The organism is Shewanella sp. 1CM18E (genome assembly GCF_023161665.1).
Taxonomy (GTDB): Bacteria; Pseudomonadota; Gammaproteobacteria; order Enterobacterales; family Shewanellaceae; genus Shewanella.
The window spans coordinates 17831-36928 of record NZ_JALNTW010000024.1 but is presented as its reverse complement, the minus strand read 5'-3'; the positions used below and the strand labels follow the sequence as shown (position 1 = coordinate 36928).

Annotated in this window: 17 protein-coding genes; all 17 read right to left on the bottom strand. The window is 45.2% G+C overall.

All coding sequences use genetic code 11. From position 1 onward, the window contains the following. Nucleotides 1–39 precede the first annotated feature (39 nt). A complete protein-coding gene (astD, locus tag MSG37_RS20260; RefSeq protein WP_248472529.1) occupies nt 40–1500 on the bottom strand; it encodes a succinylglutamate-semialdehyde dehydrogenase in 1461 nt (486 codons plus the stop codon). A 9-nt stretch (nt 1501–1509) separates the two neighbouring features. After that, complete coding sequence (gene astA, locus MSG37_RS20255; RefSeq protein ID WP_248472528.1) at nt 1510–2529, bottom strand: arginine N-succinyltransferase; 1020 nt, start codon at nt 2527–2529, stop codon at nt 1510–1512. A gap of 123 nt (nt 2530–2652) precedes the next feature. Continuing rightward, nucleotides 2653–3870 carry an aspartate aminotransferase family protein gene (locus MSG37_RS20250; RefSeq protein WP_248472526.1) on the bottom strand — a complete coding sequence of 406 codons (1218 nt, stop codon included), beginning with the start codon at nt 3868–3870 and terminating at the stop codon, nt 2653–2655. A gap of 638 nt (nt 3871–4508) precedes the next feature. Next, on the bottom strand, nt 4509–5651 hold the full coding sequence (locus tag MSG37_RS20245; RefSeq protein ID WP_248472524.1) for an HDOD domain-containing protein: 1143 nt from the start codon (nt 5649–5651) through the stop codon (nt 4509–4511). A gap of 125 nt (nt 5652–5776) precedes the next feature. Beyond that, entirely contained in the window at nt 5777–8269 is a 2493-nt protein-coding gene (locus MSG37_RS20240; RefSeq protein ID WP_248472522.1) for a prolyl oligopeptidase family serine peptidase, read from the bottom strand. 251 nt (nt 8270–8520) lie between these two features. After that, nucleotides 8521–9093, bottom strand: coding sequence for an aminodeoxychorismate/anthranilate synthase component II (locus tag MSG37_RS20235; RefSeq protein ID WP_248472520.1), 573 nt, complete (start codon nt 9091–9093; stop codon nt 8521–8523). Nucleotides 9094–9216: 123 nt separating this feature from the next. Next, nucleotides 9217–10485, bottom strand: coding sequence for a tetratricopeptide repeat protein (locus MSG37_RS20230; protein ID WP_248472562.1), 1269 nt, complete (start codon nt 10483–10485; stop codon nt 9217–9219). A 2-nt stretch (nt 10486–10487) separates the two neighbouring features. Further along, nucleotides 10488–11129, bottom strand: a complete 642-nt coding sequence (locus MSG37_RS20225; protein WP_248472519.1) for an energy transducer TonB — start codon at nt 11127–11129, stop codon at nt 10488–10490. Beyond that, nucleotides 11129–11530: a biopolymer transporter ExbD gene (locus MSG37_RS20220; RefSeq protein ID WP_248472517.1), complete on the bottom strand. Its 402-nt coding sequence runs from the start codon at nt 11528–11530 to the stop codon at nt 11129–11131. The genes MSG37_RS20225 and MSG37_RS20220 overlap by 1 nt, the downstream gene beginning before the upstream one ends. Further along, a complete protein-coding gene (locus MSG37_RS20215) occupies nt 11523–12041 on the bottom strand; it encodes a MotA/TolQ/ExbB proton channel family protein (protein ID WP_248472515.1) in 519 nt (172 codons plus the stop codon). Before MSG37_RS20215 ends, MSG37_RS20220 begins: the two co-directional genes overlap by 8 nt. Then, a complete protein-coding gene (locus MSG37_RS20210) occupies nt 12028–13437 on the bottom strand; it encodes a MotA/TolQ/ExbB proton channel family protein (protein WP_248472513.1) in 1410 nt (469 codons plus the stop codon). Before MSG37_RS20210 ends, MSG37_RS20215 begins: the two co-directional genes overlap by 14 nt. Then, entirely contained in the window at nt 13434–14219 is a 786-nt protein-coding gene (locus MSG37_RS20205) for a DUF3450 domain-containing protein (RefSeq protein WP_248472511.1), read from the bottom strand. Before MSG37_RS20205 ends, MSG37_RS20210 begins: the two co-directional genes overlap by 4 nt. Further along, nucleotides 14213–15016, bottom strand: a complete 804-nt coding sequence (locus tag MSG37_RS20200) for a hypothetical protein (RefSeq protein WP_248472510.1) — start codon at nt 15014–15016, stop codon at nt 14213–14215. The genes MSG37_RS20205 and MSG37_RS20200 overlap by 7 nt, the downstream gene beginning before the upstream one ends. A gap of 20 nt (nt 15017–15036) precedes the next feature. Then, the gene (locus MSG37_RS20195) at nt 15037–15729 is read right to left on the bottom strand and encodes a hypothetical protein (RefSeq protein ID WP_248472509.1); all 693 of its coding nucleotides are present in this window, start codon (nt 15727–15729) and stop codon (nt 15037–15039) included. After that, the gene (locus tag MSG37_RS20190; RefSeq protein ID WP_248472508.1) at nt 15726–17060 is read right to left on the bottom strand and encodes an ATP-binding cassette domain-containing protein; all 1335 of its coding nucleotides are present in this window, start codon (nt 17058–17060) and stop codon (nt 15726–15728) included. The genes MSG37_RS20195 and MSG37_RS20190 overlap by 4 nt, the downstream gene beginning before the upstream one ends. After that, a complete protein-coding gene (locus tag MSG37_RS20185; protein WP_248472507.1) occupies nt 17060–18106 on the bottom strand; it encodes an iron ABC transporter permease in 1047 nt (348 codons plus the stop codon). Before MSG37_RS20185 ends, MSG37_RS20190 begins: the two co-directional genes overlap by 1 nt. Next, a complete protein-coding gene (locus tag MSG37_RS20180) occupies nt 18097–19095 on the bottom strand; it encodes an ABC transporter substrate-binding protein (RefSeq protein ID WP_248472505.1) in 999 nt (332 codons plus the stop codon). Before MSG37_RS20180 ends, MSG37_RS20185 begins: the two co-directional genes overlap by 10 nt. Nucleotides 19096–19098: the final 3 nt, after the last annotated feature.

The following is a 19098-nucleotide window of genomic DNA, read 5'->3' as shown; positions in this document are numbered from 1 at the left end:
CGCCCCCGAGCGCTTCCCTTTTGAATTAACTACCTAAGCTTAAATACTCAAGCCAGGACTTAATGTTGCTGGCAGGCTAACTGCGTCAGCCTCAACCGATGCTACTGGGTAAGCACAGTAATCCGCGGCATAAAATGCGCTTGCTCTGTGGTTACCTGATGCACCTACACCACCAAATGGTGCGGCACCTGAAGCACCAGTGATCTGCTTATTCCAGTTAACGATACCCGCACGAATACGCGCTAAGAAGTAGTCATAATCTTCACGGCTATCAGCTAAAATACCTGCAGATAAACCGTAGCGAGTGGCGTTAGCTAGTTTAATAGCTTGATCAAAATCGCTATAACGCACCACCTGCAATAACGGGCCAAAGTATTCTTCATCTGGCAGTTCAATCACATCAGTTACATCAACAAGGCCTGGCGATACTAAACCTGTGCCAGCTTCTAGATGAGTTAGCTCAACTAAAACGTTAGCCCCTAGGTTAACTAAGTTACGCTGCGCTTCAACCATACCTTTTGCTGCTGCTTCTGAAATCATTGAGCCCATAAATGGTTGCGGTTGTGCGTTCCATGGTCCAACTTGAATTTGCTTAACAGCGGCAACCAGTTGCTCGAGTAGTGCATCACCAGCAGCGCCTTTTTCTACATATAAACGACGAGCACAAGTACAGCGCTGGCCAGCAGAAATATAAGCAGATTGAATAATATCGTGTACCGCAGCTTTGGTATCCGCCACATCTTTAATGATCAGTGGGTTGTTACCACCCATCTCAAGTGCCAAAATCTTACCAGGGTCGCCTGCATATTGCTGATGCAATATATGACCAGTGCGTGAGCTACCGGTAAAGAAAAGGCCGTCAATTTGTGGGTGAGCAGCAAGTGCTTTACCTGTTTCAACTTCACCTTGAACTAGGTTAATTACGCCTGCTGGCAAACCTGCTTGCTCCCAAAGCTTAAGCATTAGCTCAGCCACTTTCGGTGTAAGCTCTGATGGCTTAAACACAACAGTGTTACCCGCAAGTAATGCAGGAACAATGTGACCATTTGGTAGGTGACCAGGGAAGTTGTAAGGGCCAAATACAGCAACAACACCATGAGGTTTATGACGCAGAACTGCACGCCCTGCTGGCGTGTCGTTTTCAGTCGTGCCAGTACGCTTATTGTAAGCGGCTACTGACAAACCAATTTTACCAATCATCGCGCCCGCTTCAGTGGCGGTTTCCCACTGTGGTTTACCGGTTTCTTGAGCAATAACTTCGGCCATTTCAGCTTTGTTAGCTTCAAGCTGGTCGCGGTATGCTTCGACTATGGCTAGACGCGCTTCAAAGCCCAGCATAAACCAATCAAATTGTGCATTACGCGCAGCATCTACTGCGTTAGACACCTGCTCTGGTGTTGCAGTCTTGCTGCTCCAAATCACTTCTTGGTTTGCAGGGTTAATTGATGTCACTTCGTGACCTAAACCTGCTACCCATTTACCTTCAATAAATTGTGTCATTTTCTATTCCTACATTGGCAATACGCGGATCTGACCACCGTCTTTAACCATTAAGGCTGCTGCGGTTTGGGCATCTAAGATCACGTCATCGCTATCGTCAGTGACAGCTAAATTCACAGCTGTTGCGCGGTAATTTTCTAGTTCAGTATTGGAAACGATATAGCTTGTGGCATCGCTTGGAGTGTCGCCAATAGTGACAGTTAACAAGCGGCTTTCACGTACCGAGCGGATATCGTTTAAGTGACATTCAACGGTTGGGCCGGCATCAAAAATATCCACATAACCGCGACATCTAAAGCCTTCGGCTTGCAGTAGATTCAGTGCTGGACGAGTATTTGTGTGCACCTCACCAATCACCTTCTGCGCTTCTTTAGGTAACAAGCACACATAAACTGCATTTTTAGGCATCATCTCAGCCATAAATGCTTTTTGGCTTAAGCCTGACAGGTAATCAGCACGCACAAAATCAATACCTAAGAAGTGCTCTTGTAACCAACCATAAAATGGCGAGTTACCTTCTTCATCGCTTTCACCGCGCATTTCAGCAATCACAGTTTCGCCAAAGCGTTTAGCGTGCTGAGCTAAAAACAGGAAGCGGCTTCTTGAAAGCATGCGACCATTATTATTTTTACGGTAACTACTGCGTAAAAACAGCGTACAAAGCTCTGCTGCGCCGGTGTAGTCGTGACATAAGGTTAAGGTTTCAACTTCATTGCGAACATCAATCTGCTCTGAATGATAAACCTCTGTGCCTAATCGATAATGATAAAAAGCATCGACCATGCCTACCGCGGCTTCAATACCACAAGTACCGACAACCTCACCGGTTTCGGTATCTTCTAGCACCATCAGGTAGCCTTCATCGAATGGAGTATCGACTTGCTTAGTAAATGATTCTTCTACTCGAGCAATCTTACTGCGCAGCAAATCTTCATTTACAGGTAGAGATGTAAATCCGTGCCCTGACTCTTGGGCGATTTGATAAAGTGCTTCATAGTCAGTTGAGCGGATTGGACGTATAACTAGCATCTAGGAGTCTCCTCGCTATCACTTGTTGTTTAAGTTTGCCGGCCAAAGGCCAACAATCTAAACGTTCAAGCTTTCCTAAAGACAAAAAAGGAGCGCTACCGACGGTAACACTCCGTTTGCCATTTAGGCTTCGACTACTTTCGCTACGGCGCGCTCAAAGCGTGCTAGACCTTCGGCAATATCTGCTTCAGGAATAACTAGAGATGGCGTAAAGCGAACAACATTAGCGCCAGCAACTAGGCTCATTACGCCTTCGCTAATACCCGCAACTAAAAACTCTTTAGCACGGCCTTGGAATTTTTCATTCATGACCGCACCAATCAATAGACCTTGACCGCGAACTTCAGAGAACACGTCATATTTATCATTGATCTTAGTTAAGCCGTCACGCAGTAGCTGCTCACGTACTTTCACGCCGTTTAATACTTCTGGCGTGTTCACAACATCAAGTACTGCATTACCGATAGCACAAGCAAGTGGGTTACCACCGTAAGTAGAACCATGAGTACCAATTTTAAGGTGATCGGCAATCTCTTTGGTGGTTAGCATAGCTGCAATAGGGAAGCCACCGCCTAGTGCTTTTGCAGTAGTAAGTACATCAGGCACTACATCGCCACGCATATATGCGTATAGCTCACCTAGACGACCAACACCAGTTTGTACTTCATCAAATACCAATAGGGCGTTGTGCTTATCACATAGTGCGCGTACCGCTTTTAGGAACTCAGGATCAGCATCGATAATGCCCCCCTCACCTTGCAGTGGTTCCATCATAATTGCGCAGGTTTTATCTGAAATGACCGCTTCTAACGCAGCGATGTCATTGAAAGGAACATGAGTGATGCTTTGTGGTTTAGGACCAAAACCATCTGAATAGGCTGCTTGGCCACCAACACTTACGGTGAAAAAGGTACGACCATGGAAGGCTTTGTCAAAAGCGATAATTTGATCTTTTTCAGCACCAAACTTATCCATTGCATAACGACGAACAAGCTTTAGTGCCGCTTCGTTAGCTTCTGCACCTGAGTTAGCAAAATACACACGGTCAGCAAACGTTGCGTCAACTAGCTTAGTCGCTAACTCAAGTGCTGGCTCGTTAGTCATAACGTTAGCAAGGTGCCAAAGCTTCTCGCCTTGGGCCTTTAGTGCGCCAACAAGGGCAGGATGACAATGACCTAAACAGTTAACCGCAATACCACCAGCGAAGTCGATGTACTCTTTACCTTCTTGATCCCAAACTCGGCTCCCTTCGCCACGAACTGGAATAACCGCTGAAGGCGCATAGTTAGGCACCATTACTTCGTCAAATTGGGCACGTGTAAGATTCATATTAACGCTCATTGCTTCTCATCCTTCTAAAAATCGGCTTTTTACAAGCCGTATTCCCGCGTAATGTTTTTATGTTTCTGTAGGTAACATGGCGGTTGTTTGTCTAATCAAGAAGACATTATTAGCTAAAATGTGATCAAAATACCAGTTTTTAACAACCTTCAAGTGAGCTAGCTCTGTAAACAGTGCATAAAGATTTGAGTTTTAGAATTAACAAAGCGTATATAGCGGGGCTTTAAGCATAAATAGTCATAAAAAAGTTATTTAACGTCTAGTTACACTAGTTATTCACAGTTATTGAATAACTAATTGCAATAAAAGTGTCTTTTTTAGCTAAGTTTTGTGCAGTAAATATAGAGAAATACAGTGAGAGAGTTAGACAGTTCAAGCTAATAAGAATTGTATATTATTTAACTGTAGCGTTATCAGCTAACTGTCAACATAGCTGTTTCTGCATAAAACCATCAAAGTGAGCAAAAACAGCTGATAAACAATTAATCAATATAGATAAAAACCGTCAGATTTATGGGCAACAAATGCGCATTTACCAACAAAGTAATTACATACTTATATGTGCGCTATTGCATTATCGATGATAAATATCTTAAAAGCGCTCATAGAAAAACCTTTATGCACCTATGAGGCGGATTTTAAAATAATGGCAATTTACGGAAGTTTTGCCCACTCAACCTGATTAACTCTTGCTCTGACAGTTGATAATAATCAAACATCACTCGACTCTCAGCTGTGGTGATCTTATCAACCTCTTGCAACAGGTAAACTTTGGCATAGCAGTTCGCACGTTCAATCAAAGCTGAGTCTTCATCAAGATCTGCATATTTAAGGTGGGTGTCTATCGCCTTAAAGGTTTTAGCTAAGCGGCTATCTTTAAACTCAAGCAAGTAAAGCAATTGCCAATTGAGCGCATGACTATGAGCAAGCACTTGTTGATAGACATCTTTTGCAGGAAACTCTGTCGCTATCACCGCATCATAAAGGGCTTTATCACCACTGGCGCTAGCCTCTCTGAGCCAATTGCCCCACATATCATCAAACTCTTTACCACATTGATTGATAACACTCACGGTGCCAAGTTGACTCATCAAACTACAGCTATAAAGAAAAGCCATAGGCTTGTTATGTAATTGAGCTAAGGTTTGCGCTGCAATGGCGGCCACCACGGTATAACGCCACAGTTTACGACTTAACCACAGCATTTGTGTTTGACCACTAGGCATTAAGTTACGCAGGCAAAAGTAGGGAATTAATGCCTGTAAGTTCTCGATACCAATATAGTTGAGTACCAGCTTAATATCAGTAACTTGGACATCTGATGATTTAGGGCGACGATGCCTAAAACTTGAGCTGTTAAGCATGTTTATCAAGTCACGCTTTAACCAAGGTAACGACTCCACCAGCGGCCTAATACGCGCTAAATCAACTTGGTCAGCGTAGAGGAACTCTAATAGCGCAACCTGTTTTTCATCAAGTTTGGATGCGGCTAATACTTGTTCTGGAGATGATAATTGATGTTCGATATTAGCATTAACACTAGCGATAAGCTGGGTTGAAACTGCCTCAAACACTGCTTTGGCTTCATTTTGCTTTGCCAATCGCGCGCGAATAGCTTCGCGTTCAACCGCAAGCTTATTGGCATCCATTTCCAGCTCTGAGTTGATATCGTCAGCCATCGCGGCCACTTTTTCTTTACCGATAATCAACCGCTTGAGCAGCCGTTGCTCTACTTCGATTATTTGCGCTGGCTTAACCCCACCAGCAACTGAAATTGCCACGAATTAATCTTCTCCTACAAAACCTAAGCTCAGTTTACCTATTATACCAATTAGTATAAATCGTTAATTTTCCTTAGTTATAACAATAAAAAAGGCTTCATCATGAAGCCTTTTTAAGCGAGTAGTTATTTAAGCTCTTGCTCAAATAACTTATGAATACGGCGATATTCATCCAACCAACTTGATGGCTGGCGGAAGCCATGAGGTTCCACAGGATAAATGGCAGTTTCAAACATAGGTTTCTCAAGCTCGATTAGACGTTGTACTAGACGCACACTATCTTGGAAGAATACGTTGTCGTCCAATACACCACTCATGATAAGCAATGGCTTTTGCAAGCCGTCAGCATGCTCAATCGGCGAGCTACGCTCATAAGCGATTGGATCAACATATGGCGTATTGAGGATATTCGACGTATAAGGCGCATTATAATGTGCCCAATCCGTTACTGGACGCAGGGCAGCACCTGCTTGGAATAACTCAGGCTCATTAAACAGTGCCATAAAAGTTAAGAAGCCGCCGTAAGAGCCACCATAAGTACCGACTTTACCCGCATCAACATTGACGTTAGCCGCCATCCAATTAACACCATCTTTTAAATCTTGTACTTCCGGCGTGCCCATTTGACGGTACACTGCTGTGCGCCAATCGCGGCCGTAACCTTTCGAGCCTCTAAAATCCATGTCCATTACCACGTAGCCTTGCTGCGCTAATAGGTTATGGAACATAAACTCTCTGAAGTACCCTGAGAAGCCGTAATGAGCATTTTGCAGATAACCTGCGCCATGGTTAAAGATCACCGCTGGGTACTTATCTGCGTTGTCTTTACTGTAACCTTGCGGCAAGTAAACACGAGCATAAACTTCACCCGCACCATGGCTTGATGGCACAGCTACAACTTCTGGCGCTTGCCATGCGTAGTTTTTGAAGGCATCACTGGTGTAGTTAGTTAGCTGCTTAAGCTCGCCACCAATTGGCTGCACAAACAGTTCAGCAGGCTGAATACGAGTCGATGCATTTAATAGCAGTGCGCTGCCATCTGGGCTTAAAGTGTAATCAAGCTGGCCTTGCCACTGGGTTAACTGCTCATCCTTACCGGTAGCAATTTCAACGCGGTAAACGTTATCAATACCTGGGTGAGTCTTGTTAGCCTTGTAGTAAATAAACTGCGCTTTAGGGCCTAAGGTAACGTCACTCACCACAAACTTACCTTGAGTCAGTGCTTGTGGCTTTTCACCTTGCTGTTTTAGGTAAAGCTGAGAAAAGCCCGTTTCCTCAGAAAGATAGTAGATGCTATCACTATTAGGTAACCAACCATATTGGTTAAAGGTGTAGTTAATCCAAGCGTCATCATGCAGACGGTGCAGAGTAGTTAAACTGCCCTTATCTAAGTTAACTGTCGCAATCCAGCGGTCTTTGTTATCAACCGCTTCAAGCATTACCGCAACACTATCACCTGATCCTGACCATTGAATAGCACTTTGCGACCAGCCCCAGTCTTGCATTAGCTGGATATTACGCGGTGCTTTTTCACTCTTATAGCTTTCACCCTTAGCTTTGGCATTCTCAGCCTTAACCGCCGCTAACACATCTTCATCAAAGCCTGTTAGGCCTTCGATGGTAATATCTTTTTTACTATGGTTAGTTAAATCGAGCAGTACTAAACGCTCGCCGGGGTTTTTATCTTCAGCGACACGAGCGCGGGCAGGCACTGCATCTACATAGCCATCTTTACCTAAGTAATTTGGCATAATGTCGTGCTCACCACGCCAGCTGTAGCTCTTATCTTTAAGTGCCACAATCACATAGCGGCCGTTAGGAGACAGGCTTAAATTGGTCACTATCTCTTTATCGCCTAAATACCATGTCTTGGCCGACATAGTTGGATCTGCTTTGGTAAGCTCTGCCTTATAGTCTTGCTTAGCTTTAGCATTATCATGTTGCATCGCAACATACTGGATGAGTCGGTGTTGCTGCTTAGCAAGATAGTTTGATGGGTCTTGTACGCCTTTTGGCTCTGCTGCCATTTTGATATTAGCGATCTCTTCCACCAACCCAGAGTCTTGGTGAATTTTAAAAATATTATCACCCTGCCAATATGCGATATCACCATTAGTTAAAAAGCGTACCCCATCTACAGCTGTATTTTGACGAGTAAGTTGAGTTATCTTGCCGTTGTTTAAATCTTTAACAAACAGGTTGCCTTGATAGATATAAGCTTTGCGTGTTTTGTCATTGTTTAATACGCCTCGGCGCTGATCAGCTGTGTGAAGTTGATTTAGTGCCAACTCGCTTGCCGCGGTACCATCAATACTTTGCTGATAATAGGTTTTAGTTGGTGCACCGTGTGCTTGTCTTGCAAAGTAAATTGACTGACCGTCATCACTCCAATAGGCACCTTGAGCAAATAAGCCCATCCAATCAGGATTAGCCATAATTTGGTTTAAGGTTAATGCTTGATCGACTTGTGGCGGCACAGATAAGGCCACTTGGGTAGTTTGACTCGATACTTGATTAGAAGCCTGAACTTGTTCTGTAGAGTTATTGGTTGCGCTACAACCCGCTAAAACTGCCAATGAAAGTGCACTTATGCTGACATAACGAATCACGCTTTTCATATCCATCCCTATTATTATTGGTATTTTTGCGGACTTTTATACCACACTTTGGCAACGGGATTATCTGAAAAAGCGGTAAAATTTGTAACAGATGATAGGTTTTTCGCTGATTTTGCTATAACTTGCTAACAGTTCAAGCAACAAGGTTAGCTAGTATTAATGGTCTAATCGTCAAGCTTTATCGCAGACATACCCTCTTATCTGTTAGATAAAGCCTATAGCGTTCGCACCGGCTTCATAAGCTGAAGGCGTTAGCTTATCTTAATAAAATTTTCTAATAAATCATGCCCTTGCTGAGTCAGGATTGATTCTGGATGGAACTGCACACCGTAGATCTTTTTCGCCGGCATACTCATCGCCATGATCTCACGACCATGCAGCTCGTCGTCAAACCATGCATCAAGTACAAAGCCTTCAGGTACCTTATCCACCAGCAGTGAGTGATAACGAGTGACAGTAAGCGGATTCGCTAAACCACTAAATAAACCGCTATTGTTATGGATTATTGCACTAGTTTTGCCATGCATTACCCGCTTGGCGCGGATCACATTAGCACCAAAAACTTGGGCAATCGCTTGATGACCTAAGCAAACACCGAGGATCGGTAACTTACCAGCAAAATGGTTAATTATCGCCAACGACAGACCAGCCTCATTAGGTGAACAAGGGCCAGGAGAAATAACTAAATGATCGGGTGCCAGAGACTCTATCTCTGCGAGGGTGATTTCATCATTGCGCTTAACCAGAATATCTTGACCAAGCTGCTGAAAATACTGCACCAAATTAAAAGTAAATGAGTCGTAATTGTCGATCATTAAGATCATAAAGATCTAAGAACCTATGCTGCTGGCGTTATTTTTCTAACGAATAGCTTATTGCCTTGCTAGACCAATAACACTCAATATGGATGATTTGGGCGCAGATGCTATCACAGCCATCCGCTTTGATCATCTGAGTTTCTCGTCAAACAGCACTAAGCTAGATAACCTTTGATTAAAAGCACCCGCTATAGTTGCAAACCCCGGCGTTTGCGCAAGTTTTCTGTAACTCGCCTGCGCCTCAGGCCACAAGCCATCTAGCCAGTAACTTTGCCCTATTAATAATAAAGCCTGTCCTTGGAGCTGACTACGGCGCTGACGGGTATGTTTTATCTGCGCAGCACTGCCTAGTGGTAACGCTTGTAAGCCTACTTTAGCCCATGCAAAACGTGCCTTATCGCCCTGCTTTAATCCTGCAAACAACTGCCCCTGAAGTAGGTAAAAGTCATCATGCAGCTGGTTTTGGGTGGTGATATCAAAGCCCGCTAACATATCTAACGCTTGTTGGTAGCGCCCTGACAGCCAAGTATATTGCGCGCAAGCAAAATTCGCTGCGCTAAACTCTACGAGACTCGCTTTGGGATTAACTAACCTGCTGCAGCTTGCAGCTAAGTTGTAAGCTTTAATCTGAGCCAATAGCCCAATGCTATCTGTTGCACTGCTGGTATTATTTACCAGCAAGCTTGCAGCAATATCATTAGCAACAGCCGCCTCAACAAGCTGGTTGAGTCCAAGCTCACTGCGCATTAATACTTGCCAGGCACTGCGATTCACTGGCTCTAATGCTAGCCATTGCTCGGCGCTAGTTTTAGCAGCTTGCCAATGCTCTAATCCCAATTGACTGTAACTAATCAGCGGCCACCAATGGGGTTTAACTTGTTTGACGTCTTGAAGCAGCTCAGTTAATACCGCTTGATATTGCGCGAGTTGATAGTGCGCGTAGCCGCGCATGTAGCGCACCTGTGCCGCAATAGGTTGGTCTACATTTGCAAGGTTAACGCCTGCTAAACTGATTATCGCCGCCTCAAAATGTTCAAGCTGTAATTGTGCATGAGCGAGATTAATCGCAATATTGTCATTATTTGAATAAAGCTTATAAGCACGTTGCCAGCAACCAAGCGATTCGGCTTCAGAACCAGTATCGGCAATGGTTTTACAAGCATATTGAAATACCGTAGGGTGCGGAGTTGCTTGCTCAAGTAGCGGCTGCATCATAGCCAAAGCAGCATCATAATCCCTAGACTCTAACAATACGCTAGCTTTATTAAGCAAGTTAGACTCAAATCGATTCAGTGAGCGCCCTTGGTCTGCCTTTTCCTCTTGTTGAGAATGGCTGTAAAAACTCACTAAAGACCCACTGAATAAAAGCGCAAGTGCGAGCTGCTGAATACGTGTCATCACTAACTCACCTTGAAATTAATCGGTACATCAACAAACACCTTAACCGCCTCACCTGCTAATACCGCAGGCTTAAAGCGCCATTTACGCGCCGCCTCTATCGCAGATTGATCAAATACTTGTTTGGGCTCAGCCTCTAACACCTCAGCCTGACTCACTACGCCATCGGCCTCCACAATCAGCCGCAGTAAGACTTTACCGCCTTGCTTAAATTTACGGCCAGCGACAGGCATTTTTGGCTGAATAAAACGTAGCAATTCAGGCGCTTTATCAACATCTTTGATCCCAGCAATAACCGGAGCAATGCTAGGTAAACTCAAGCCGTTTAATGTAGGGGTTGCCATAACAGGCACTTGCAACGGCATATCGGCAACGGTTGGCATAATCGGCATACTGCTTGAAATCGGCGTTACCGCACTTGCGGTTACTGGTTTTGACTGCACTTTTTCAGGTTCAGATTGGCGCGGTTTATTTGGCGGTAACAAGGGCAGTGGTTGTGGCTCAAACTGCTGACTCAGCAGCCCTACTGTTTGGCTTTGATTTAAACTATTGGGTAAATAGTAGCAAAGTAAAATCGTTGCCATTAACGATAAAATAAACCTTACGGACTTAACCCCAACCACTTTCAATTGCACCGTAGCCATTATTGGATCTCTGACGCGACAGAACTAAAACTAATGCCTGCCTGTTTAGCAATATCGAGTACTTTAATTGTTACTCCGGTTGGGCAGTTAGTATCGGCGACCACCAAGAGTTTGGCTTTTGGCGTTTGACTGGCAATTTTTTGCAGCTTTCCCGGTAGATAGTAAATATCGATCTCTTTCGACTCAAAGTAAACCCGGCCTGTAGTGTCGAGCGTGACCACAATAGGACTACCATCAACACTGGTTGCCATGCTGGCTTGAGGACGCTTGATCTCAACTGACGCTTGCTGCACAAAGTTGGTCGACACAATAAAGAAAATCAGCAAAATAAACACCACATCCAGCATGGGTGTCATATTGATTTCAGGATCTTTATCTTGTCTAAATCGATCGCTAAGCATTAGTGCCCCCTGCTAATAAATTAGTATCGACACGATTCAATTTTCGTTGCCAGAAAAAGGCTAATATGGCGCCAGTTAACCCGACAAATAAACCTGTTTGCGTGGTCACCATTGCCATGGAGATCCCGGCTGAGATCACCGCAGGATCGTGAAAGCCATAATTAGCACCCGCATCAAACATGGCGATCATTCCGCTCACTGTACCGAGTAAACCAAGTAGCGGCGCCACCATAGCCAGCAATTTAACCCCTTGAAGATCGCCATACTGCTGAGCTTGAGCTTGTCTTAATGCTAACAAACGCAAGCGCTGATTAAGCCAATCACACTCGGTTGTTAGGCCAGTTTTATCCAAATCTGAGCTAGACTCTTTAAATAAAGCGCGACTCACTAACCACAACATCCATAAACAGCAGATAAATAGCGGCCACATCACTATGCCACCAAGCTCAATAAAGCCTAAAACAGCATTAAGAAAATGCGCTAGTGATGCTATAACACTACTTTGAACCATGGCCTGCCCCTTGCTCAAGATTGAGTGCTAGTAACAAGGCTGATTGCTGCTCCATATTCAAACTTAACGCTTGAGCGCGGCGCTTTAACGGGTAATGCAGTAACAATAAAGGCAATGCCACCAGCAAGCCTGCTTGAGTAGTAATCAGTGCTTTACTGATCCCTTGTGACAGCAACTTAGGATCGCTATTACCAAATTCAGTAAGTGATTGGAAAGTTTCAATCATGCCGGAAACTGTTCCCAACAAACCTAGCATCGGCGCCATTGCAGCAAGTAGCGCAATAAAGCCAAGGCCTCGTTCAAATTGCGTCATCTGTCTCAACATCAACCGCTTGAGTCGCTGATCCATTGCGTCAACACTACTGCCCTCAACAATGGCATCGGCTAGTACTTTCGCTGCGGGCACTCGAGACACACTCTGTAGTTGCTGCTTAATTTGTTGCAGATCTGCTTTAGTACTAGCATCGTTTTCAAGCTGAGCTAATGGCCGCCAATACAGTAAGACAACCGCACGCCAGAGGGCTATCAGTAATCCAAACGCTGCCAAAATAAGAATTGGCCACAAAACTTCGCCACCATCTTTTACCCATTGGCCAAGGCTTTGCTTTTGCGCCAAGCTTGGCAGCATACGGCCTTGGCTTAAATCCATTGCCACTAGTTGAGTTTCACCATCTATCCACGCTTTGAGTCGCTGGCTAACATCACTATCAACAGGTGTAATAGCGGTTGGCAGTTTGTCAGTAAAAGCAATGAAGCTCGGTAAATCAGTGTCTGTTACCGCCATTAAGCCACCAATGACAAATAGCTCTTTGGTGCTAACACTGCCATCTGCTTGACTTATTGCTGCTGAAGCACGGGCAACTTGTGCGGTCATCTGCATATCGTCAACAGCGTAATCAACAAGCTCATTAAGCTGCTTCAGACTTGGAAAACCAGAGCTTGCCTTAGCGACAGCTAAACTTGGCTCTCGTTGCACTTCAACTAAGCTGGTAGGGCTTTGCTGCCATTGCTGCGATAAGCTACTCAGCGCTTTTTGATAAGCCCCTTGAACCAACTGCATATCATCAACAGCGAGTTGATAACTACTGGTTAATTGCCGCTTTTGCTGAGTAAGTGCGACTAATTGCTCATTTAATGCTGTTAATTGTGCGCGTTTACTGGCTAACCTTGCGCTTAACGCTTGTTGGTTAGATTTTACCTCATCGATCTCTTGCTTTAACTGACGATCCCAAACTGCATTTTGCTGACGGATATCTGCTGCTCGCTTATCGATTTGAGTCTTTTGCTGCTGATAATGACCAGCAGCTTTGCTCACTTGAGTACTTGCAAAAGCTTGGTCTTGAGCAAAAGCTTGAATAGAGGCACTAAATAGTAAAATTGCAATCACAGTTCTCATTGCTCTTGCCCCCCTAATGGAAGGCTCACAATTTGCGCCACCTGTTTATTAGCTGTGATAGCCATGGCTACTTTAATGTCACCTTGTTGATCAACAGGTAATGGCCGCCACTGACGGGACTCAATATCAAACCAACCTAAATGTTGTTCATCTGGAGTGATATAAAACCAAGATAAACGTCCTAGTCGCAATAAATTAACCTGCACTGGTTGCTCATCGATTGCGATAACCTCTTGGGTTAACTGCTGGCCATAACCATAAGCAACCTCGATGGTCATCACATCAAGGAGCCGTCTAAAACGCTCGGCTAATGGCAGATCGTGGCTATCCATTGCAGTACGTAAAAATGCTAAGCGACGCTTACGCTCATCAAAGTCAAACGGAAGATCGCTGCTCACTTGACGCTCCAACATGGCATACCAGATCTCAAGCTGTGGCTCGAGCTCCTGCTTTAATGCGCTTATCGTGGCAATGTCTTGTTGCAACTGCGCAACCTCAGCTTGCAATGAGGCTAAGTATCTTTGCTGTTTTTGCAGCTGATACTCAGTCCAGTAAAGCTCACCCAAGTCTTGTTGTTGCTGCGACAAAGACTGTGCTTTTTGCTGTTGCCATGCAGCAGCTTCTTCGCCAAGCTGCACTGCTTGCATCACAGGTTGTTGTATTTGTTCGCGCCAGCGTTCAGCTAACTGACTGCTTGAGTCTGTCACTGCTGCAGTCGCATTAACGTTGAGCGGCAATACACTAAAGGCGACCAATAAACCGATATAAACTCGAGCTAGCATTTGCGGCCCCCTTTTTTGATTGAACGACGCCAAAACACCAACCCTTGTAACAGTAAACTCAGCAGCAATAGGCAGTAACAGATAAAGAAATAGTTAATCAGCGGGTTATGTACCGCTAGCACCTTAACTTGCACCCCTTTTGCCTGCTGTTGATATGGCACACGAAAGTCCGTCACCGTGATATACAGATCGCCCCAGTTGAATGGACGCAGAAAACCAGCATGACCACTGACGGTTTGCTCGCCATTGCTTACCTTAAAATAAGCATTGTTTATGCGCGGATCGAATACCTCTACGCTACGACGTGTGATGCGACCTGCCGGGCTAAAACCTGCTTCATCTTCGATGATTTGACTAACATCGTTGCGATAATCAACTTTGACTAACTCAATTTGGTAGCGTCCACTGTTAAAACGCTCTCCTTGATGCAACACAACACTGTCGTGACCATGAATAAACACTAAGTCGACGCCATGAAAGATGAACACTAACAAGGTCAGGATATGGATCGGCAGCATCATGATCCGTGGACTGCGCCAGCGCTTATGACGCCAAGTTGGCAACAAATCGCGCCAAGAACAAAGTGCAGTGTTTAACCCAAGTAGAAACATCAAACCAAATAGCCCTGCCAGCCAACTTGCCACAATAGGCGCGTTGGCTAAACTCTGCATCCACTGCGACATAGGCAGTTCATTAAGTGAGCGTAATACTTGGCGATAAACATCTTGTTCACTCATCGCAACGCCAAGGGCAAACCACACCGACAGCAGCAATAGCAATACAAAAGCTAACCGCATTGAAAACAACCAGTTCATTGTCATGACAGGCGATACCCCAACATCAATACACAAATAAAACCAAGCACCGCAGCCTTGCCTAATGCCAGCGCTTTACCATTAGCAAACCAAGCTTTTGGTAGGTGAAACACTAAGATAAATAACAGGTAAGTCAGCGCCGAGAAAAAGAAGTGGCCACTCCAACTCCAGCTGCGCCCCCAGCCGATAAATGCCCAATAGCTCCCCGCAATTTCGCCGCCAAGAAACGCTGTGCCGGCAAGAAGACTCAATAGATGACTATGACTCTCTAATCGCACATCACGACCGAATGCATGCAATAAGTACCCCACACAAGCAGCGATAGCTAAACCTAGTGCAATGGGACGAGAAAGGAAGAATAGTTGTGCCCAAAGGGATGTCAGCATGGCACTGTCACCCATTGGTGGCTCAAGGTTTTTACTATAGATAAGTAGCAATAGCGCAAAGCCGCTAACTATCCATGCATAGCGAGCTTGTAAAGCATTACGGATTGGTAAAATGCACACAGCTAACGAGCTAACAATGGCTGTGACCACTAAATATGTTGTCACGCTACTACCAGGAAATAGCAAGCTATTGGCATTAATTAAGGTCAGCGTTGTCACCGACAACGCGAGCACGACCACACAGGCAAGACGCGCAGCGATAAAGCGCTGCTCAAGTGTACTCGTTTGATTCAAGCTGACATCTTTCATTGGCTTTGCTCACTTACAAAAGCTGCAGTCTCTGCGTTAATAAACTGCATAAGCTTTTGTGCTAAATGCGCATCTTCAATATCGATAACTTCAGGGTTATGCAGCGACCAATGGCGACAAACTTGCTCAATCAAGTTTGGCCGTACCACCCAGATATGGCGGCTATTTGCCACTGCGAGTAGTGGCGCGATTTGCTTACCAAAGCCTTGGCCACCAAGCTCCATCGGGCCAATTTCATCGACTATACAGATATCGCCTTGGTTAACGTTATTATGATCAAGGGCTTGTAAACCAAGGGCCAATCCGGCTTCAGTAAAACTAAAACGAGTGCCGGTTTTCTTATCTAACACGCCAGTACGATGGCCAAATAGACAACGCTCACCTGTGGCGATATCAACAATGTCGCTACTAAAACGGCGACCATCTTTCATTACACCGGGGCAAAGCATGCCTTTTAATTTAATCTGCTGCTGTTGGCACTGCTCAATGAATGCTGCTAAAGCGGTGGTTTTCCCGCTACCGCTTTCACCAGTTACAATCAGCACTTTGCTGAGGCTCAAGCCCAATACGTTTTGCGGCATAAAAAACTCCTGCGAGGCAACTTGATAGCTGGCTGTAGCCAAACCATATAGTCGACTGATATTTTTACTGGTCATTACAGCGCTGCGCTCGCCGTAATCCAATACCTTGCCGTGCTCCAACAGCAGCACTTTGTCTGCGTATAACTGAGCCAGATTTGGATCATGCAAAATCGCAATCACTGCGGTGTTAGATTCAACACAACTGCGTTTGACCTGAGAAAGAATTTGAAATTTATTGCGATAATCAAGATGGTTAGTCGGCTCATCAAGCAGCAATAACTGCTCACTCTGAAACAAGGCTCTGGCGAGCATAACCAGTTGACGCTCGCCACCTGATAAGCGGTTATAGTCCGCCTTGGCTAAACCGCCGACATCAAGCAACTGCATAACTCTTTTAGCGTCATGAATGTCTTGCTCTGAAGGTGATTCAAAAGTTGATAAAAACGGCGTCCGTCCCATTACCACCATTTCCAGCGCAGTAAAAGCAAAGGCGGTTTCTTGTTGCTGCGGCACTAATGCCATCTGCTGTGCTATTTCTGCACGAGTCATATTGTTTAACGGCTGACCATTCAGCTTAACTCGCCCTTTGCTTGGTTGATTTAAACCACACAGACAATTCATTAGTGTCGTTTTACCCGCACCATTAGCGCCTAGAACAGCTAAAAACTCGCCTGCCGCCAGCTCAAAGCTGACACCTTGTAATAGTTGCTTGCCCGCAACAGCAAAGCTCACATTCTCAACCGCTAGCATTAATACGCGCCTCCCTGACGAAAACGAAACAGTAAGAAGGCAAATAAAGGCGCACCAACCAATGAGGTGACAATGCCAATGGGGATCTCCATACTAAAGCTCGCCCTAGCAACGCTATCTGCTAGTAGCAAAAACATGGCGCCAACTGCAGTCGATAACGGGATTAAGCGCATATTGTTAGCGCCAGTGAAGGTGCGCACCATATGTGGCACCACTAGGCCTATCCAAGCGACAGAGCCTACAGTTGCCACACATGAAGCCACGATAAATGAACTAATTACTATCAGCACCATACGCAGCCTTGCAGGCTCAACCCCAAGGCTACGGCATTGACTATCACCTAAGCAGAGCACATTGAGTCGATAACGCAGTGTATGAATAAGCCCATAACCTACAGCCACAGGCACTATAAGCTGTGCGACCGTGCTCCAACTACTTACCGACAAAGAGCCCATTAACCAAAATACAATCGCAGGTAACTCGCCATAGGGATCGGCTAATGCTTTTAACATGGTCAAGCCAGCACCAAATATCGAACCAACAATAATGCCGGTCATAATCATTAGCAGTAGGCTGTTGCTACCAAAGCGCTTTGCCATGAACATAGCTGCACAAGTAGCGGCGAGTCCGCAAGCAAAAGCTAATAACTGCACCATCAACCAACTGCTTCCTGGCAGGATCAAGCCCATAGCTGCGCCAAACAAGCAGCCTGAAGCTACGCCTAAAATATCCGGTGACACCAAAGGGTTACGAAACACACCTTGATACACGGCGCCAGATACGGCAAGACCTGCACCAACGATCAGAGCTGTCAATAAACGCGGAAAGCGGATCAACAAAATAACCCTTTCTTCTTGGGTTAAGTTATCTGGCACTTGCCCTGTAAGTAATAAGCTACCTAATACGGACGGCAGCTTTTGAATAGCGCTGAATAAGTCGCTGGGGTTAATCGAAAAACGCCCAGCACAAAGACCCACCAGACCAACTACAATGGCCACGCCAAGCCATTGAACCGGTTGTAGCGCGCGTGTTTTTGCTACAAACATTGGTTCATCTCTTGCAGCGGAGACAGGCAAGCATCACCAAAGGCGACTTGATAGTAGTGAGCGATTTCGGCATCTACATCGATGTTTTTAAATCGTTCAGGGTAAGCGTTAACCGCAATATAAAGTGCCCCTGCCATTGCCATCGGTGACGGCATATCCCAGAAACTGCCTTTAGGTATTTTGATCTGCGGTAGCTCAGCAATTTGCGTCATCAGTGACTTTTTAAGTTGCTCATCAACTTTGGTCGAATCATTAGACTCGCGTACAAGCAATTGCGGCTGCCAAAGGAGTAACTGCTCTGCATTCACTTTAGGGTAAAAGCCAGGCACTCCTGTTGCGACATTTTTAAGACCTGCAACAGCCATTAGCTGATGTTGAAACATCTGCTCACTGGCGGTACGGTATAGATCTGAACTATTGGCGTAATACGCATTTAAGCGTTGATCGTCACTTAGCCCTTTCAACCCAGTTTCAATAATCTCTGCTAAACGCTGGTTCTCAGCCGCGATCTTAGCCGCCTTGTCTTCTGTGCCCGTTGCTTTTGCTAATAACGACAGCACAACTTCACTATCTTTAAAGCTTTCAGGCTGAATAACTAAGCAAGCAATACCTAATGAGGTCAGACGGTCTGCCAATCTATAGCCATCTTTTTTACCAAAGACTAAAACCAGATCCGGCTTTAATGCGACGATAGTTTCTAAGCTAGTTCCAGCCGAGCGACTGCCGATCACTAAAGGCTCTCGTTCACCTAAAATACGATTAATAAATGGCGAATGCTTGGTACTACCGCCAATACCGACCAATTGATCTTCAAGGCCAAGGCTTAGAGAGAAAAGGTTTGCAGGGGTAAACGTCGTCACAATGCGTGAGGCAGGCTTTGACAGCACCACCTCACGGCCTTGTTGATCGACCAAGTGTATCGGCGCCGCCGATACACTTGAAAGACCACAAAGGAGAATGACAACAGCACTAAATAGTCTGTCTAACATTCC

What these genes read in the sequence shown, in the direction of transcription:
- MSG37_RS20180 (WP_248472505.1), bottom strand. Translation starts at nt 19,095, where the DNA reads ATGTTAGACAGACTATTTAGTGCTGTTGTCATTCTCCTTTGTGGTCTT.
- MSG37_RS20215 (WP_248472515.1), bottom strand. Translation starts at nt 12,041, where the DNA reads ATGGTTCAAAGTAGTGTTATAGCATCACTAGCGCATTTTCTTAATGCT.
- MSG37_RS20225 (WP_248472519.1), bottom strand. Translation starts at nt 11,129, where the DNA reads ATGGCTACGGTGCAATTGAAAGTGGTTGGGGTTAAGTCCGTAAGGTTT.
- MSG37_RS20185 (WP_248472507.1), bottom strand. Translation starts at nt 18,106, where the DNA reads ATGTTTGTAGCAAAAACACGCGCGCTACAACCGGTTCAATGGCTTGGC.
- MSG37_RS20240 (WP_248472522.1), bottom strand. Translation starts at nt 8,269, where the DNA reads ATGAAAAGCGTGATTCGTTATGTCAGCATAAGTGCACTTTCATTGGCA.
- MSG37_RS20190 (WP_248472508.1), bottom strand. Translation starts at nt 17,060, where the DNA reads ATGCTAGCGGTTGAGAATGTGAGCTTTGCTGTTGCGGGCAAGCAACTA.
- MSG37_RS20205 (WP_248472511.1), bottom strand. Translation starts at nt 14,219, where the DNA reads ATGCTAGCTCGAGTTTATATCGGTTTATTGGTCGCCTTTAGTGTATTG.
- MSG37_RS20200 (WP_248472510.1), bottom strand. Translation starts at nt 15,016, where the DNA reads ATGCGGTTAGCTTTTGTATTGCTATTGCTGCTGTCGGTGTGGTTTGCC.
- astA (WP_248472528.1), bottom strand. Translation starts at nt 2,529, where the DNA reads ATGCTAGTTATACGTCCAATCCGCTCAACTGACTATGAAGCACTTTAT.
- MSG37_RS20220 (WP_248472517.1), bottom strand. Translation starts at nt 11,530, where the DNA reads ATGCTTAGCGATCGATTTAGACAAGATAAAGATCCTGAAATCAATATG.
- MSG37_RS20195 (WP_248472509.1), bottom strand. Translation starts at nt 15,729, where the DNA reads ATGAAAGATGTCAGCTTGAATCAAACGAGTACACTTGAGCAGCGCTTT.
- MSG37_RS20230 (WP_248472562.1), bottom strand. Translation starts at nt 10,485, where the DNA reads ATGACACGTATTCAGCAGCTCGCACTTGCGCTTTTATTCAGTGGGTCT.
- MSG37_RS20235 (WP_248472520.1), bottom strand. Translation starts at nt 9,093, where the DNA reads ATGATCTTAATGATCGACAATTACGACTCATTTACTTTTAATTTGGTG.
- astD (WP_248472529.1), bottom strand. Translation starts at nt 1,500, where the DNA reads ATGACACAATTTATTGAAGGTAAATGGGTAGCAGGTTTAGGTCACGAA.
- MSG37_RS20210 (WP_248472513.1), bottom strand. Translation starts at nt 13,437, where the DNA reads ATGAGAACTGTGATTGCAATTTTACTATTTAGTGCCTCTATTCAAGCT.
- MSG37_RS20250 (WP_248472526.1), bottom strand. Translation starts at nt 3,870, where the DNA reads ATGAGCGTTAATATGAATCTTACACGTGCCCAATTTGACGAAGTAATG.